This window comes from Roseospira goensis, assembly GCF_014197795.1.
Classification (GTDB): Bacteria; Pseudomonadota; Alphaproteobacteria; order Rhodospirillales; family Rhodospirillaceae; genus Rhodospira; species Rhodospira goensis.
Map to the genome: position 1 here is coordinate 1 of NZ_JACIGI010000041.1, position 15412 is coordinate 15412.

The 15412-nt window shown below is 70.4% G+C and carries 15 protein-coding genes; 7 read left to right on the top strand and 8 right to left on the bottom strand.

Annotated features, from left to right (window positions below; translation table 11 throughout):
• The first annotated feature begins 142 nt into the window (after window positions 1-142).
• On the top strand, window positions 143-772 hold the full coding sequence (locus tag GGD88_RS16285; RefSeq protein ID WP_184437406.1) for a LysE family transporter: 630 nt from the start codon (window positions 143-145) through the stop codon (window positions 770-772).
• 23 nt (window positions 773-795) lie between these two features.
• Here the strand turns inward: GGD88_RS16285 and GGD88_RS16290 are convergent, their stop codons facing one another.
• On the bottom strand, window positions 796-1095 hold the full coding sequence (locus GGD88_RS16290) for a 4a-hydroxytetrahydrobiopterin dehydratase (protein ID WP_343056405.1): 300 nt from the start codon (window positions 1093-1095) through the stop codon (window positions 796-798).
• A 139-nt stretch (window positions 1096-1234) separates the two neighbouring features.
• On the opposite strand from GGD88_RS16290, the gene GGD88_RS16295 reads away from it, so the two are divergent.
• A complete protein-coding gene (locus tag GGD88_RS16295) occupies window positions 1235-1651 on the top strand; it encodes a metallopeptidase family protein (protein WP_184437410.1) in 417 nt (138 codons plus the stop codon).
• A 56-nt stretch (window positions 1652-1707) separates the two neighbouring features.
• On the opposite strand, the gene GGD88_RS16300 is transcribed toward GGD88_RS16295, so the two are convergent.
• From GGD88_RS16300 to GGD88_RS16310, 3 genes are all read right to left on the bottom strand, one after another.
• Window positions 1708-3543, bottom strand: coding sequence for an SLC13 family permease (locus GGD88_RS16300; protein WP_184437412.1), 1836 nt, complete (start codon window positions 3541-3543; stop codon window positions 1708-1710).
• 58 nt (window positions 3544-3601) lie between these two features.
• Window positions 3602-4831 (bottom strand): multidrug effflux MFS transporter, encoded by a 1230-nt coding sequence (locus GGD88_RS16305; protein WP_343056403.1) that lies wholly within the window; start codon window positions 4829-4831, stop codon window positions 3602-3604.
• A 210-nt stretch (window positions 4832-5041) separates the two neighbouring features.
• Entirely contained in the window at window positions 5042-5422 is a 381-nt protein-coding gene (locus tag GGD88_RS16310; RefSeq protein ID WP_184437417.1) for a GcrA family cell cycle regulator, read from the bottom strand.
• Between the two features lie 802 nt (window positions 5423-6224).
• Here GGD88_RS16310 and GGD88_RS16315 point away from each other — a divergent pair.
• Complete coding sequence (locus GGD88_RS16315; protein WP_184437419.1) at window positions 6225-6665, top strand: bacteriohemerythrin; 441 nt, start codon at window positions 6225-6227, stop codon at window positions 6663-6665.
• Between the two features lie 6 nt (window positions 6666-6671).
• Here the strand turns inward: GGD88_RS16315 and maiA are convergent, their stop codons facing one another.
• From maiA to GGD88_RS16330, 3 genes are read right to left on the bottom strand one after another with little or no spacing between them, the layout of a single operon-like run.
• Window positions 6672-7313 carry a maleylacetoacetate isomerase gene (gene maiA / locus GGD88_RS16320; RefSeq protein ID WP_184437421.1) on the bottom strand — a complete coding sequence of 214 codons (642 nt, stop codon included), beginning with the start codon at window positions 7311-7313 and terminating at the stop codon, window positions 6672-6674.
• Window positions 7314-7319: 6 nt separating this feature from the next.
• On the bottom strand, window positions 7320-8342 hold the full coding sequence (locus tag GGD88_RS16325; protein ID WP_184437423.1) for a fumarylacetoacetate hydrolase family protein: 1023 nt from the start codon (window positions 8340-8342) through the stop codon (window positions 7320-7322).
• Between the two features lie 33 nt (window positions 8343-8375).
• Window positions 8376-9512 (bottom strand): homogentisate 1,2-dioxygenase, encoded by a 1137-nt coding sequence (locus GGD88_RS16330; RefSeq protein WP_184437426.1) that lies wholly within the window; start codon window positions 9510-9512, stop codon window positions 8376-8378.
• Window positions 9513-9633: 121 nt separating this feature from the next.
• On the opposite strand from GGD88_RS16330, the gene GGD88_RS16335 reads away from it, so the two are divergent.
• Entirely contained in the window at window positions 9634-10191 is a 558-nt protein-coding gene (locus GGD88_RS16335) for a MarR family winged helix-turn-helix transcriptional regulator (RefSeq protein WP_221237196.1), read from the top strand.
• Window positions 10192-10522: 331 nt separating this feature from the next.
• Here the strand turns inward: GGD88_RS16335 and GGD88_RS16340 are convergent, their stop codons facing one another.
• Window positions 10523-11410 (bottom strand): N-formylglutamate amidohydrolase, encoded by an 888-nt coding sequence (locus tag GGD88_RS16340; protein ID WP_184437428.1) that lies wholly within the window; start codon window positions 11408-11410, stop codon window positions 10523-10525.
• Between the two features lie 290 nt (window positions 11411-11700).
• On the opposite strand from GGD88_RS16340, the gene GGD88_RS16345 reads away from it, so the two are divergent.
• The 3 genes from GGD88_RS16345 (at window position 11701) to GGD88_RS16355 (ending at window position 15406) form a co-directional block, all read left to right on the top strand.
• A complete protein-coding gene (locus tag GGD88_RS16345; RefSeq protein WP_184437430.1) occupies window positions 11701-13311 on the top strand; it encodes an ABC transporter substrate-binding protein in 1611 nt (536 codons plus the stop codon).
• A 124-nt stretch (window positions 13312-13435) separates the two neighbouring features.
• Complete coding sequence (locus tag GGD88_RS16350) at window positions 13436-14413, top strand: ABC transporter permease subunit (protein WP_184437432.1); 978 nt, start codon at window positions 13436-13438, stop codon at window positions 14411-14413.
• Between the two features lie 6 nt (window positions 14414-14419).
• Window positions 14420-15406: an ABC transporter permease gene (locus GGD88_RS16355; protein WP_425502608.1), complete on the top strand. Its 987-nt coding sequence runs from the start codon at window positions 14420-14422 to the stop codon at window positions 15404-15406.
• The last annotated feature ends 6 nt before the right edge of the window (window positions 15407-15412 follow it).

The window sequence follows — 15412 nt, forward strand, 5'->3', positions numbered from 1 at the left end:
TAAACCGAATTCGCACCGGGCTGGGGGCATGCCCCCAGCCCGGTGCAAGCGCGGCTCACCCAGTCTCACATCTGCCTGGACCTACACAGCGGTGCCGCGGCGCGCGGGCGTACCGCACCCTCGTGAGGACCAGGAGCCGCCCATGACTGCCATCCTGCTGTCGGTCGCCCTGCTGTGGGGTGTCGCCGTGGTGACCCCGGGGCCGAACTTCCTGGTGGTCAGCCATGCGGCCGTCACTGCCTCACGGCGCGCCGCCCTGTGGGCGGTCGCGGGCCTGATGCTCGGCACGGCGCTGTGGGGCAGCGTCGGTGTGCTGGGCATCGGCGTGCTGTTCGTCGCCGTGCCCTGGACCTATCTGGTGTTCAAGGTCGTCGGCGGGCTGTACCTGATCTGGCTCGGCGCCCGCCTGCTGTGGTCTGCCCGGCGGGCCGCCCCCGTGGGCGCGCCGTCCGGCGGCGCCGTGCCGGCCCGCCCCCTGGCCCCGGGCCGGGCGCTGGCGCGGGGGTTCGTGACGGTGGCCACGAACCCCAAGAGCGGGACCTTCGTCGCCAGCCTGTTTGCCGCCGTGCTGCCGCCCGATCCGACCGCGGGCCTGTCGGTGGCAATGGTGGCGACCATGGTCGTCGTGTCGGGTGTGTGGTACGGGCTGGTGGCCTGGAGCCTGGGGCACGCCACGCCGCGGCGCCTGTACATCCGCGGCCGGCGGACCATCGAGGCCGCGGCCGGCGCGCTGTTCGTGCTGTTCGGCGTGCGCCTGCTGGCCGCGCGCTAACCCCTCGGACGGCCCGGCGTCCGTCAGGGTCCGGCGATGGCGTTCATGGCGCGGGCCAGGGCGATGTCCTTGTCCGTCACGCCGCCGGCGTCGTGGGTGGACAGGGTGACCTCGACGGTCTTGTAGACGTTGGACCATTCCGGATGGTGGTCGGCCTTCTCGGCCACCAGGGCGGCGCGGCTCATGAAGCCGAAGGCCTCGTTGAAGTCCTTGAACACGAAGGTCTTGTGGATGGCGTCGCGGCCCTGGACGGCCGACCAGCCGGGCAGGCTGGCCAGGGCCTCGGTGCGGGCGGTCTCCGACAGTGTCGCGGCCATGCCGATCTCCTTTGTTCGATCCGTGTGTTGGACCCGGGGACGATGGGGGGACGCGTGCCCGAACGGGCGGCGCCGTGGTACACCGGCACATTGGCCGTGACCGCCGTTCGATCAACCCCCGCCGCTGTCCCGGAGGCGCCGCCCGATGCCCGATGATCCCCGCCGTTTCACCACCCCGCCCAGCCTGGCCGACGTGGATGCCCTGGCCCGTGCGGCGCTCGACACCATCCCCGCGCCGTTGCGCCAGAGGACCGAGGGGCTGGTGATCCGGGTCGAGGAGTTCCCGGACGAGGAGGTGTGCGCCGAGATGGATCTCGACAGCCCGTTCGATCTGCTCGGCCTTTACCAGGGGGTGGCGCTCCCATACAAGAGCGTGGCCGACGCCCCGCAGCACCTGGACATGGTGTTCCTCTACCGGGCGCCGATCCTGGACTACTGGTGCGAGACCGGCGAGGACCTGACCCACGTGATCCGGCACGTGCTGATCCACGAGATCGGCCACCATTTCGGCTTCTCCGATGCCGACATGGAGGCCATCGAGGCCCTGGCCGAGGAGGGGTAGGGCCGAGGAGGGGTAGGGCCGAGGAGGGGCAGGGCCGGCGCGCGGGCCGGCCGGGCTCAGAACGGGAAGAACAGCGGCACGATGAGGATCGCCAGCAGGATGACCAGGACCTGCAACGGCACACCGACCTTGAGGAAGTCGTTGAACCGGTACGCCCCCGGCCCCAGCACCAGGGTGTTCACCGGCGACGCCACCGGGGTCGAGAACGCCGTGGAGGCCGCAATCGCCACCCCCATCAGCAGGGGATAGGGCGACACCCCCAGCGTCTCCGCCGCCCCGATCGCCATCGGCGCCACCAGCACCGTGGTGGCGGTGTTGCTGATGACCTGGCTGAACACCGAGGTCAGCACCACCAGTCCGGCCAGCAACGCCGTCGGCCCCACCGCCCCCAGGCTATCCACCAGGCCGGTGACGATCAGGTCCATGGCCCCGGTACTCTCCAGCGCCGTCGCCATCGGCAGCATGCCGGCGATCAGGACCAGGCTCTGCCAGTTGACGGCGCGGTAAACGCCGGCGCCGGAGACCGCGCCCGACAGCACCATGGCCACCGCCGCCCCCAGCACGGCCATGACCGTGGGCACGACCTCGAAGGTGATCAGGCCCAGCATCAGCAGGGTGATGACGAGGGCGTGCGGCGCCTTCTCGGGCGCTTCCGCGATCTCGTCCAGCTCCTCCGGCAGGCGCAGGACCAGGAAATCGTGGCGGGCCTCGCGCAGGGCGGCGATCTCCTTCCAGCCGCCGCCGACCAGCAGGGCGTCGCCGAAGCGCAGCCGCCGGGTGGCGAAGTTGCCGGGCACGACGCGGCCCTTGTGCTTGACCGCCAGAACGCCGAGCCCGTGGCGATGGCGGAAGCGCGTGTCCTTCAGGGTCTTGCCGATCAGGCCGCTCTCGGGGGTCAGCAGCACGTCGGCGAGGCCGATGTCGCGCGCCATGACGCGGTGGTCGCGCCCCTCCAGGGGCAGCGGCTCCAGGCCCAGGGCGCCGGCGATCGCCGCCAGCCCGGCCGCGTCGTCGGCGCTGTGGACCGCGTACAGCACCTGCCCGGCCCGGAACCGGCTCTGCGCCAGGGCGGGCGCGGCCCCGTCGCCGAGACGGCCGGGGGCCTCGAAGCCCAGAACCGTGATGCCGTGGCGGGTGCGCAGCGCCGCCTCGGCCACCGTCTGGCCGACCAGCGACGACCCCGTGGTCAGGCGCAGGCGCACCAGCTTGCCGGCGATGCCGTACTGCTCGGCCAGGGCTGCGAGGGTGCGGCGTGACCCGCGGTCGGGGTTGGCCGTGCCCCGGCCCGGCAGCAGGCGCCGTCCCACGGTCAGCATGTAGGCCAGACCCAGCGTCAGCACCACAAGGCCCGGCCCGGTGAAGTCGAAGAAGCCGAAGGGCTCGTAGCCGGCGCGCTGGAGCTGGGTCGCGACCACCAGGTTCGGCGGTGTGCCGATCAGGGTCAGCATACCGCCGATCAGCGAGGCCAGCGACAGCGGCATCATCAGTCGGCCGGGCGCCAGGCCGGCCTTGACCGCCAGACGCAGCGCCACCGGGATGAAGATGGCGACCGCGCCGGTGCTGCTCATGACCGCCGATAGCCCGGCGACCACGGCCATCAGCAGCACCAGCAGGCGCACCTCGCCGGTGCCGGCGGTGTCCACCAGCCAGTCGCCGACGCGAAACGCCACGCCGGTCCGGAACAGGCCCTCGCCGACGACGAACAGACCGCCGATCAGCACCACGACGGTGGCGCCGAACCCGGCCACCGCCTGCTGGGGTGTGACCAACCCGGTCAGGGCCAGGGCCAGCACCGCCAGCACCGCCACCACGTCGAGGCGGATCCGGTCACTGACGAACAACACGATGGTGGCGGCCAGGATGGCGAAGACCGTCACGATCTCAGGCGTCACGCGGACCTCCCGCTGCGGTGGTCTGAAGGGGTGCCCCCGCGCCGGGGAGGGGGCGTGGTCATTCGGCAGAGGCCGGCTTCCGCGGCTCGCCCCGGGGGACGTCCCGTGGTGCCTCCCCGGGTGTCGGCGCCGGTGTGCGTCGCACCAGGGCCACCACCGCGGTCAGGGCGCAGACGCCCATCAGCGCCATGATGGTGGTCAGGGTGCGGGTGGTGCCGTCATGCAGCGCGCCCACCAGGTAGCCGGCGGTCGCGCCCACGGTCATCTGGATGAAGCCGAGCAGCGAGGACACCGCCCCGGCGGTGCGCGGGAACGGTCCCATTGCGCCTGCGGTGCCGAGCGGGATGATCCAGGCCACGGCGAAGAAATAGGCGCTCATGAACGGCAGCAGCGCGGCCAGCGACTGGATGTCGGCCCAGGCGAGGACGGCGGCGCCGCCCCCGGCGCCGACGGCCACCACCGTCCCGGCCAGAATCAGCCGGTCGAGGCCCAGCCGCCCGGCCAGCCGGCCGCCTGTGGAGGCCCCCAGGATGTAGCCGGCGATAACGACCATGAAGGCGAAGCCGAACCGGGCCGGATCCACGCCCAGCACGTCGATGATGACGAACGACGAGCCGCTGATGAACGAGAACAGGCCGGCGAACCCGAAGCTGACCACCAGCGCGTAACCCAGGAAGGCGCGGCTGCGCAGCAGACAGCGGTAGGTCTCAAGGACGCGGCCGGGGCGGGTCGCGCCGCGGTCCTTGTGTCGGTTGGTCTCGCCCAGCAGCAGCCAGGTGGCGACCAGGACGCCGACGCCGAACAGCACCAGGAGCACGAAGTTGGCGCGCCAGCCGAACAGCGTGAACAGCCAGCCGCCGACGATCGGGGCCAGGGCCGGCGCCAGCGCCATGGCCGAGGCCATCAGCGACAGCATGCGCGCCGCCTCGCTGCGGTCGTAGACGTCGCGCACCACGGCGCGGCCGATGACGGGGCCGCAGCAGGCGCCGACGGCCTGGAAGAAGCGGGCCGCGATCAGGCCGTCGATGCTCTGGGCCAGAAGGCAGGCCAGGGAGGCGGCCAGGTAGACCAGCACGCCGCCGATCAGCACCGGACGCCGGCCGAAGCGGTCGGTCAGGGGGCCATACAGCAACATGCCGACCGCGAATCCGGCCATGAACACCGACAGGGTCAACTGGGCGCGGCTGACCGTGGTGTCGAAGGCGTCGACCATGGCCGGCACCGAGGGCAGGTACAGGTCCGTCGACACCGGCCCGAACGCGACCAGCGCGGTCAGCAGGACAGCCACGGTGCGCGACCGCGGGTCGGGGTATCGGCGCGTGCCCGGGGCGCCAGACGGCCCGGGCGCGGCGGCCGCGGCGGGGGGATCAGACGGCATCATCGGGGCTCTTTCGGGGTGGCGGACGCGGCCCAGCGGCCCTGGCCGCCCCTGCGGAGGGTGCCGCCCGGCATCCATCGGCCGGGGTCGGACGGGGGAGCGTGCCCGCGGCGGGTGCCGTCAGGCCGCGTCCTCGTCCTTGCTGGAACGGCTGGACGAATTGACGTAGGCGATCGCGGCGTGTTCCGAACAGTAGGGTTTGCCCGGAATGGCCGGCTTACCGCAGAAATGGAAGCCGGGCTCACGGGGATCGCCGATGGGCCATCGGCAGGTGTGGGCCGACAGATCAATCACCGACCGGATCTTGGGTTCCGGTTTGGCCTTCTGCTGCTTGACCCGCTTGATCGGCGACGGCCGTCCCTTGAGCCCGAGACGGTGCGCCTTGCCCACGACCGCGTTCTTAGAGACGCCGAGGGCCTTACCGATCTCCCCGGTCGTGAGGCCCTCGCCCCAGAGTCGTTTCAACTCTTCGACGCGCTCGTCGGTCCACACTACGGTCATGGTACTCCCGCCCTCCAGACAAACGACTTTCCGCCGGCTTCCCGTGCGGGCCCGAGTCCGGGCCTGGATCCGGACCTGCGCACCGCCACGCCCCCCGTCGGGCGCCGCGCCGCGGCCCGCTCCCTGACTCGGTTCCCACCGCTCCCTCGCGAGTCTCCGACTATACCATTCGGTCAGGAGGGCCGCCATCGCCAAGGACACCGCCGGGACCGCGCTGGCGCCGGCCCGGCCGGTCACGCAAAAAAAGGGCCGCGCGCGAGCACGGCCCAAGTTTAGGGAGGAAACGTCCAAGATACACAACACGGCTTCGCGGCGCGAAGGGACCCCGTGCTGCAATGCGATATATGGCCGATCCGGAGCCCGCTGTAAAGGGCGAAATGCAAAAAATACCAGTGCCTTCCAGGTATATTGCGGTGCACAATAAGAAATCGTCGGCGCGCCCTGCTGCGCGCCCCCCGTGATCCGTCGTCCCACCGTCGAGCAGTCTGACCTCAGCACCACCGCCGAGTCGCCGCCCTCGCCTGGCATCGCCCGCGGTGGCGTCGAGGCCGTGGCCATCCCCCCTCGTCTCCGGCCATGCGTCCAGAAAATATGATCGGACGCATTGCGCTTTCGCAACGCCGCATCCACGCTGAATGTGTTGAGGATGACGACCGTTGCGCCGGCGCGACAGTTGCCGGCCGCGCCCGGTCCAGCCCGGTGTGCGGTCCACGTCGGGTGGACAGCAGGCGGGCGTCGGACGGGCGACGCCGCGGCGTCCGCGGCGTCGGCAGACCACCCCCAGGCGCGAGGGGACCAGGCGATGGCTTTGATCGAATGGACGCCGGCCATGAGCGTGGGCGTCGAGGCGCTGGACGAGGATCATCGGCGGCTGATCGCCTTGCTGAACCAGCTCGACGCGGTGGCCCGGGGCGAGCCGGCCGACCTGACGGCCGGAGAGATCGTGCACGAGTTAGTGCGCTACACCGAGTACCACTTCGCCCGCGAGGAACGGCTGATGCGGCTGAGCCGGTATCCGGACACCGCGCATCACGTCGCGATTCACCGCGACATCCGCCGCCGCATGGTCAGCTTCGAACAGAAGTTCCTGTCGGCGCCGCCCGATGCGCCGCACGTCGAACCGCTGCTGGCGTTCCTGTCGGAGTGGCTGCGCCGTCATATCCTGGGCGAGGACATGCAGTACCGGCCGTACATGACCGGGGAGGCGACCCCGGACGGGACTGCCCCGACCAGCGCCGCCTGAGCCGGGCTACTCGGCGTCCGGCTGGGCGTCGGGGGCGGCGCGCCGGAAGGCGGGCAGGGCGGCGCAGGCCGAGTCAATGCGCCCGACCGTCTCCAGGGCCGACAGATCGCAGCCGAAGCGGCGCGCGTTGAAGAGCTGCGGGATCAGGCAGCAGTCCGCCAGCGTCGGGGTGTCCCCGTGGCAGAAGCGCCCAGTCTCCGCCGAGTCGGCCAGAAGGCGCTCCACGGCCGCAAGCCCGGTCTCGATCCAGTGCCGGGCCCAGGCCGTCTTGGTGTCCTCGTCGAGACCGCACGCGCCGGTCAGATGCGACAGCACGCGCAGGTTCTGGACCGGATGGATGTCGCAGGCGACGGCCTGGGCAAGCGCCCGCACCCGCGCGCGACCGCGCGCGTCGGCCGGCAGCAGCGGCGGCGCTGGGTGCGTCTCCTCCAGATACTCGATGATCGCCAGGGACTGCGTCAGCACGGTGCCGTCGTCCAGCTCCAGGGCCGGGACCAGGCGCTGCGGATTGCGGGCCGCATGCGCCGCCCCGCGCTGCTCGCCGCGACGCAGGTGCACGGGCACCGGGTCGTAGGCCACGCCCTTGAGATGCAGGGCGATGCGGACCCGTTGCGCCGCCGACGAGCGCCAGTAGGTGTACAGCCGCATGGTTACCTACGGTCCCGGGTAGCGTGTCACGGTCTGGTCGATGGCGCCGAAGATGGACCGCCCTTCGGCGTCCTCCATCTCCAGGCGCACCCGGTCGCCGAAGCGCAGGAAGGGGGTCGTCGGCTGGCCGTCGCGGATGGTCTCGATCATGCGCACCTCGGCGAGGCAGGCGTAGCCGACCCCCCCGTCGGCGATCGCCGAGCCGTGACCGGTGCCCTGCTTGTTGGACACCGTGCCGGAGCCGATGATGGTTCCCGCCCCCAACGGCCGGGTGCGGGCCGCATGCGCGATCAGGCGCGGAAAGTCGAACGTCATGTCCCGGCCGGCGTCCGGCCGGCCGAACGGCTCGCCGTTGACGAACGACAGCAGCGGGCGATGGACCCTGCCCCCGTCCCAGGCGTCGCCGAGGTCGTCCGGCGTGACCGCCACGGGCGAGAAGGCGCTGGACGGCTTGGACTGGAAGAAGCCGAAGCCCTTGGCGAGTTCGCCCGGGATCAGGCCGCGCAGCGACACGTCGTTCACCAACATCAGCAGCGCGATGTGGCCGGCGGCGGCGGTCTCGGAGACGCCCATGGGCACGTCGTCGGTGATGACCGCGATTTCGCCTTCGAAGTCGATGCCCCAGCCCTGATCGTCGGCCAGGCGGATCGGATCGCACGGCCCCAGCAGGGTGTCCGAGCCGCCCTGGTACAGGAGCGGATCGTGCCAGAAGCTCTCCGGCAGTTCGGCACCGCGGGCCCGGCGCACCAGCTCGACGTGGTTCACGTAGGCGGAGCCGTCGGCCCACTGGTAGGCCCGGGGCAGGGGGGCGGCGCAGGCCGCCGGGTCAAAGGGCATGACGCCCGCGCCCTGGTCGCCGGCGTCGAGGGCCAGGGCGGCCGCCGCCAGCAGGGGGGCGGCCCGCGCCCAGTCGTCCAGGGCGGCTTGCAGCGTCGTCGCCACGGTGGGTACCGGGACGCAGCGGCTCAGGTCGCGCGAGACGACCACCAGTCGGCCGTCGCGGCCGTCCTTGAGGGAAGCAAGTTTCATGGAGTCCCCGTTCGCGTAGGGGCGGCGGGCGCGCTACTCCGCCGCTGGCTTGGCCTTCCAGGAGTCGGCGTAGTCGGGCACCTCGACGCCCTCGGGCAGGTCGCCGGGGTCGAGGAAGTCGCGGGTGTCGACCATCACCGCCACCTCGTCGGTTTCCTTGCGGGCGTATTCCATCGCGGTCTTGTAGGCCCCGGGGTGCGGACCATGCGGGAAGCCGGCGGGGTGGAAGGTGGACATGCCGGGGTGGATGTTGTCGCGCGAGAAGAACTGCCCCTTGTGGTAGAAAATAAACTCATCATAGTCGTCATTCGAGTGATAATAGGGCAGTTTGAGGGCGCCCGGATCGCTCTCGATCGGGCGCGGGCAGAACGTGCAGATGACCAGCCGCCCGGCCAGGAACGTGGTGTGGGCGGACGGCGGCACGTGATAGCGCGCGCTCATCAGCGGGCGGATGTCGCGCCAGTTGAGGCGCACCGGCGCGAGGTCGCCGTGCCAGCCGATCGCGTCCAGAGGATTGAACGGGTGCACGATGGTGGTCATCTGGTTGCGGCGCTTGACCACGGTATGCCACTCGCGCTCGTCCTGCTGGTCCAGAAAGGCCTCGTCGATGCGGGGGATATCCAGAACGGCCGGGTCGAAGATGGCATGGGTGCCCACCGGCCCCTTCGACGGCAGGCCGAAGGCGTCATTGGTGGCCTCGACCATCAGGATGGTGGCGGCGCCGTCACAGTCCAGCCGCCAGGCGGTGCCGCGCGGCAGCAGGACGTAGTCGCCGTCCCGTACCGCCAGGTGGCCGTAGTCGCAGAACAGATCGCCCCGGCCTTCGTGCAGGAACAGCACCTGATCGCCGTCGGTGTTGCGCGCCAGATGCTCCATGCGGCCGTCGGGACGCCACAGCCGGATCTGACAGGCGGCGTTGGACAGCACCACCGGGGCCTCGAACGGCGAGGCGACGGCCCGGTCCAGTTTGGTGAGGTCGTAGGCGCGCGGCCGCAGCGGCCCATCGAACCGGGTCCAGCCGGTCGGCGGGTGGCGATGGTGAAGCTGGGAGGCCGGGCCGAAGAAGCCCTCGCGGCCGATCTCGCGCTCGTAGGTGCCGGCAGGCAGGTCGGCGTGGGCCTGGCGGCTGGCCGTGCCCTCGACGCGCGGAAACGCGATCCAGGTCTTCATGCGCGCACCCCTCTGTGGCAAAGGCTTGTGTTTCCCGGTATCTGGCGTACACTGAGATTAGTTTCATATGAAACCAATTCCAAGCGGAATCTGGACACGGCGGATCGGGACCGGCAGCGACATGCAGGACAGCGGCGAGGGGATGGAGACGGACGGGACGTCATGGATCGGTGCGGCGCCCGGCGGACCGGGCGGGCGCCCGGTCCTGCGCCTGGAGGCATTCCTGCCCTATCGGCTGTCGGTGCTGGCGAACACCATCAGCCACGCGGTGGCGGAGGCCTACCGCGAGCGCTTCGGGCTCACCGTGCCGGAGTGGCGGGTCATGGCGACCCTGGGCGAGTTCGACGGTCCCGGCGCGGCCGTCACCGCCAATGCGGTCGCGGCCCACACGGCCATGGACAAGGTCCAGGTCAGCCGGGCCATCAGCCGCATGATCCAGGCCGGCCTGGTGGCGCGGGTGACCGATCCCGGGGATCGCCGCCGGTCCATCCTGACGCTGACCGAGGCCGGGCGCGGCATCTACGAGCGCATCGTTCCCGCCGCCCTGGACTACGAGCGGCGCCTGGTGGCCGGCCTGAGCGAGACCGAGCGGGCCTGCCTGGCGCGCCTCATCGACACCCTGACCGACCGGGCGACCCAGACGGCGCCGCCGCGCGAGGTGGGCGCGGAGGGACCGTGACCGCGGCGGGCGACGGCCCGGTCACCGCCGCGCCGGACACACTGCGCCCCGGACACACTGCGCCGACGGGGTGCGATGGCCGGGCTCTCCCCTCCGTTGGCCGCGCGTGCCGGTCTTCTTGCGCGCGGCGGCGCACGACCAGTCGAACCACGGCGTGGTTCGATTGATCACGTGGCTCTGCCCTGGGGTGCGGTTACAGCCGATTGCGACAAACCGGAATCGCGGCACGATTTCGGTTTGTAGCGATAATCGGCTGTAAAATCAATAATGTAGAGCCGATCCACGTTCGAAATCGGACCCCATCTGCGGTTCCGATTTCGAACAATCGGCTCTAGGTCGACGCCCGGGCCTGCTCGCGGACGTAGGCGCAGACCCGCGTCACCAGCCGCTCCAGGTCGGCCTTGAGCGCCGCGTAGCCGCCGTTGGGCGCGAAGCTGTCCTCGTCCATGTAGAGCGCCCGGCTGATTTCGACCTGGAGCGCGTGCCGCCCCTGGGCGGGGTCCGCATAGGCCCGCACCAGTTCGACCCCCGCATAGGGATCGTTGACCGTCACGCGGTAGCCCAGGCCGGCGAGAGTCGCCCGCACCAGTTCGGTGAAGGCCGGATCGCAGGTGGTGCCGTGGCGGTCGCCCAGGGTGAAGTCGGGGCGGGTCACCCCCGGTCCTTCCGGCGACATCGGCGTGGAGACGCTGGGCATCGAGTGGCAGTCCAGGTGGTAGACCACCCCGAACCGCTCCACGGCGGCGTCCAGTTCCGCCTTCAGCGCGGCGTGGTAGGGCTGGAAGTAGGTCTCGATGCGATGGCGCACCTCGGCCACGGTCAGGCGGCGGTCGTACAGGTCCAGGGCCGCGTCCCAGGTGGGACAGGTGCGCCAGATCAGGCCCTGGCCGTTCTGCGTCTTCACGCTCGGGGACAGCGGCGTCGGCCAGGGCTCGGCCAGCAGCGCCGGGTCGAGGTCGTCCAGCGAGCGGTTGGGGTCGATGTAGACGCGCGGAAACAGCGCCTCCAGCAGGACGGCCCCCTGCGCCGGGGCGTGGTCGTACAGGGCGCCGATGTGGGTGTCCTCGGCGCGGCGGTACAGCGCTGGAGACAGGATGGTGCCGAAATCGTCGGGGTAGTCGGTGCCACTGTGCGGGCTGTCCAGCACCACGGGGCACTGCGGGGCATCGGCTTCGGGGCGGTGAAGGGCGAGGACGCGGGGAATGTCGGTGGTCTGCATGGGGTCCTGACTGACCGGACGGGGAGGATCGAACGCCGTTCCTCTTGCGCCGAGGGTGTCGCGCCTGTCAAGCGCGGCCACCGTCGTTGCAATCGCCGCAACCCTGCGCGAGTATCCTGACGGTTCGACGGGGTCTTCCGCGTCATGCGGCAGACGGAGGGGCGCCCGGGTGCGGGCGCGCGTCGCATCGACCGCCCAGGAGCGCGGCGCGACCGTCGCGGTCCGCGACCGCACAGGCCGACCCGGGCCGGGCGGACAGCAAACAGGGATGCTCAGGGAGAAAAACCCCTATGACAAAAGCCACGCTGCTGATGGCCGGCGTCGTCGCGGTCGGCCTGACGGCCACCGCCGGGGCCGTGAATGCCGAGGACATCGTGATCGGCGCCGCCGCCGAGCCCTCGGCCATGGACCCGCACTATCACAATCTATCCCCGAACAACGCGATCCGGAACCATATTTTCGAGTCCCTGGTGGGCCAGGACGAGACCCAGCGGCTGTACCCGCTGCTGGCGGAGTCGTGGCAGCCGCTCGACGACACCACGTGGGAGTTCAAGCTGCGTGAGGGGGTGACCTTCCACGACGGCACGCCGTTCACCGCCAAGGACGTGATCTACACCGTCTGCCGCATCCCGAATGTGCCCAACAGCCCGTCGTCCTTCACCGCCTACACCAAGGCGATCGCCGACATGGAGGCGCCGGACGACCACACCCTCATCATCAAGACGGATGGTCCCTATCCGCTGATCCCGACCGAGCTGTCGACCTGGGGCATCGTCTCCGCCGCGACCATGGGCATCACCGGCGACATCGCGTTCGATCGCGATGGCTGCACCGGCATCGACTCTTGGCCGGAGACCGACGACTTCAACAACGGCACCCTGATGAACGGGACGGGTCCGTACCAGTTCGAGGAGTTCGTCAAGGGCGAACGCCTGGTGCTGAAGAAGAACCCGGACTACTGGGGCGAGGTCGAACCCTGGGACACGGTGACCTATCGCCCCATCACCAGCGCCGGCCCGCGCGTGGCCGCCCTGCTGGCCGGCGACGTCGATCTGATCGAGGCGCCGCCGGTGCAGGACCTGCCGCGCCTGCGCGAGGATGCGGCCGTCGACGTGGTGCAGGGCATGTCCAACCGCGTCATCTACCTGCACATGGACCAGCACGACAGCGAGACCCCGGGCATCACCGGCGTCGACGGCAACCCGCTGCTGGACATCCGTGTGCGCGAGGCCCTGTCCAAGGCCATCAACCGCGAGGCCATCGTCGCCAAGATCATGGACGGGGTCGCGGTGCCGGCCGGCGAGTTGCTGCCGCCGGGCATGTTCGGCGCCAACCCGCTGGAGCCCGATCCCTACGACCCGGCGGCGGCCAAGGCCCTGCTGGCGGAGGCCGGCTACGAGGACGGCTTCGAGGTGGTCATCGGCACGCCGAACGACCGCTATATGAACGACGCCAAGGTGGCACAGGCGATCGCGCAGATGTTCACCCAGGTGGGCCTGCCAACCACCGTGGACGCCACGACGAAGTCGGTCTTCTTCAGCCGTCGCAACAACTACGAGTTCAGCGTCTACCTCGCCGGCTGGGGCGCCGGCACCGGCGAGATGTCCTCGCCGCTGAAGGCCCTGGTGGCCTCGCCGATTCCCGAGAAGGGCTACGGCGGCACCAACCGTGGCCGCTACAGCGATCCCACCTTCGACGCCATGCTGGACGAGGCGCTGTCGACCGTGGATGAGGCGGCGCGCGAGGCGGTGTTGCAGAAGGCCTCGGCCTACGCCATGGAGCAGTACGCCATCCTGCCGCTGCACTTCGAGGTGACACCCTGGGCCTTCCGTCAGGGCTTGACCTACACCCCGCGGGCGGACCAGTACACGCTCGCCATGGGCATCCGCCCCGCCGAGTAGGGCGGCCGCCGATCCGTCGGCCCGTCGTCGTCGCGCCGGCGGGACCGGTCCCGGACCCGGGACCGGTCCATGCCGTCCGGACGGCGGCGGTGCCGCGCCGTTCCGTGCACAGAGAGGCCCGTCCGTGCTGGTCTATTTCATCCGCCGCCTGACGCAGAGCGTGGTGGTGGTGTTCCTGATGGCGGCGATCGTCTTCCTGGGCGTCTACGCCATCGGCAATCCCATCGACGTGCTCATCAACCCGGAGGCCGATCAGGCCGAACGGGCCGCCGCGATCGCCCGGCTGGGGCTGGACAAGCCGCTGTGGGAGCAGTTCGGCATCTTCCTCGGCAACGCGCTCCAGGGCGACCTGGGCACCTCCTTCGTGCACGGCACGTCGGCGCTGACCCTGATCCTGGACCGCTTCCCCGCGACGTTCGAGTTGGCCGTGGCCGCCATGCTGATGGCCATTCTGGTGGGCATTCCGCTGGGGGTGATCGCCGGGCTGTATCCCGACCGTGCCGTCGGGCGCATCATCATGGGCGGGTCGATCCTGGGCTTCTCGCTGCCCACGTTCTGGGTCGGCCTGATGCTCATCATGGTGTTCGCGGTGTTCCTGGGCTGGCTGCCGGCCGCCGGCCGTGGCGACACCGTGGACCTGGCCGGGGTGCCGGTCAGCTTCCTGACCTGGGACGGCCTCAGTCATCTGTTCCTGCCGGCGCTCAACCTGGCGCTGTTCAAGACCTCGCTGGTCATTCGCCTGGCCCGCGCCGGCACCCGCGAGGTGATGTTGCAGGACTACATCAAGTTTGCCCGCGCCAAGGGCCTGACCAAGCGCCGCGTGGTCGGCGTGCACGTGATGAAGAACATCATGATCCCGGTGGTCACCGTGCTGGGCCTGGAGCTGGGCAGCGTCATCGCCTTCGCCGTGGTGACCGAGACCGTGTTCGCCTGGCCCGGCATCGGCAAGCTGCTGATCGACAGTATCGGCAACCTCGACCGTCCGGTGGTGGTGGCATACCTGATGCTGACGGTGTTCCTGTTCATCGTCATCAACTTCGCGGTCGACGTGCTGTATTCCATCCTGGACCCGCGGGTCCGCCTGTCGGACACCAAGGGGTAGCGCGCCATGAGCCAAAGCACGGACGCCCCCGCCATCGCCGAGTCCCCCGCCGCCACCGACTACGACGCGCTGTCCGAGGATGTGCGCGAGATGGAGGAGGGCTCGGCCGCCACGCTGGGCACCCAGACGCCGCTGCGCCGCTTCCTGTCCGACTTCGCCGAAAGCCCGCTGGCCGTGGGCGGGTTCGTGGTCTTCGTGCTGGTCGCGCTGCTGGCGGTGTTCGCCAACGTGATCGCGCCGCAGAACCCCTACGACCTGATGCAGCTCTCGATCCTGGACGGCAACCTGCCGCCGGGCGCCCCCAGCGCCAACTTCGGCACCTATCTGCTGGGCACCGACGACCAGGGCCGCGACATGCTGTCGGCGATCATGTTCGGGCTGCGCATGAGCCTGGCCGTGGGCGCCGGATCCACCGTCATCGCGCTGGCCATCGGACTGTCGGTGGGGCTGATGGCGGCCTACTTCGGCGGCTGGCTGGACACGATCATCATGCGCATCGTGGACATCCAGCTCAGCTTTCCGGCCATCCTGATCGCGCTGATCCTGCTGTCCATCCTGGGCAAGGGGGTGGACAAGGTGCTGATCGCGCTGGTGGCCGTGCAGTGGGCCTATTACGCTCGCACCGTGCGCGGCACCGCGCTGGTCGAGCGCCGGCGCGAGTACATCGAGGCCGCGCAATGTCTGGCGTTGCCGACGCGGCGGGTGGTGTTCCGCCACCTGCTGCCCAACTGCCTGCCGCCGCTGATCGTGGTGGCGACGGTGCAGGTGGCCCACGCCATCGCGCTGGAGGCCACGCTGTCCTTCCTCGGCATCGGCGTGCCGATCACCGAGCCCTCGCTGGGCCTGCTGATCGCCAATGGGTTCGAATACATGCTGTCGGGGCAGTACTGGATCAGCTTCTTCCCCGGCGTGGCGCTGCTGGTGACGATCGTCTCCATCAATCTGGTGGGCGACCAGCTTCGCGACGTTCTCAACCCGCGCCTGCGCCGATGAGCCCCG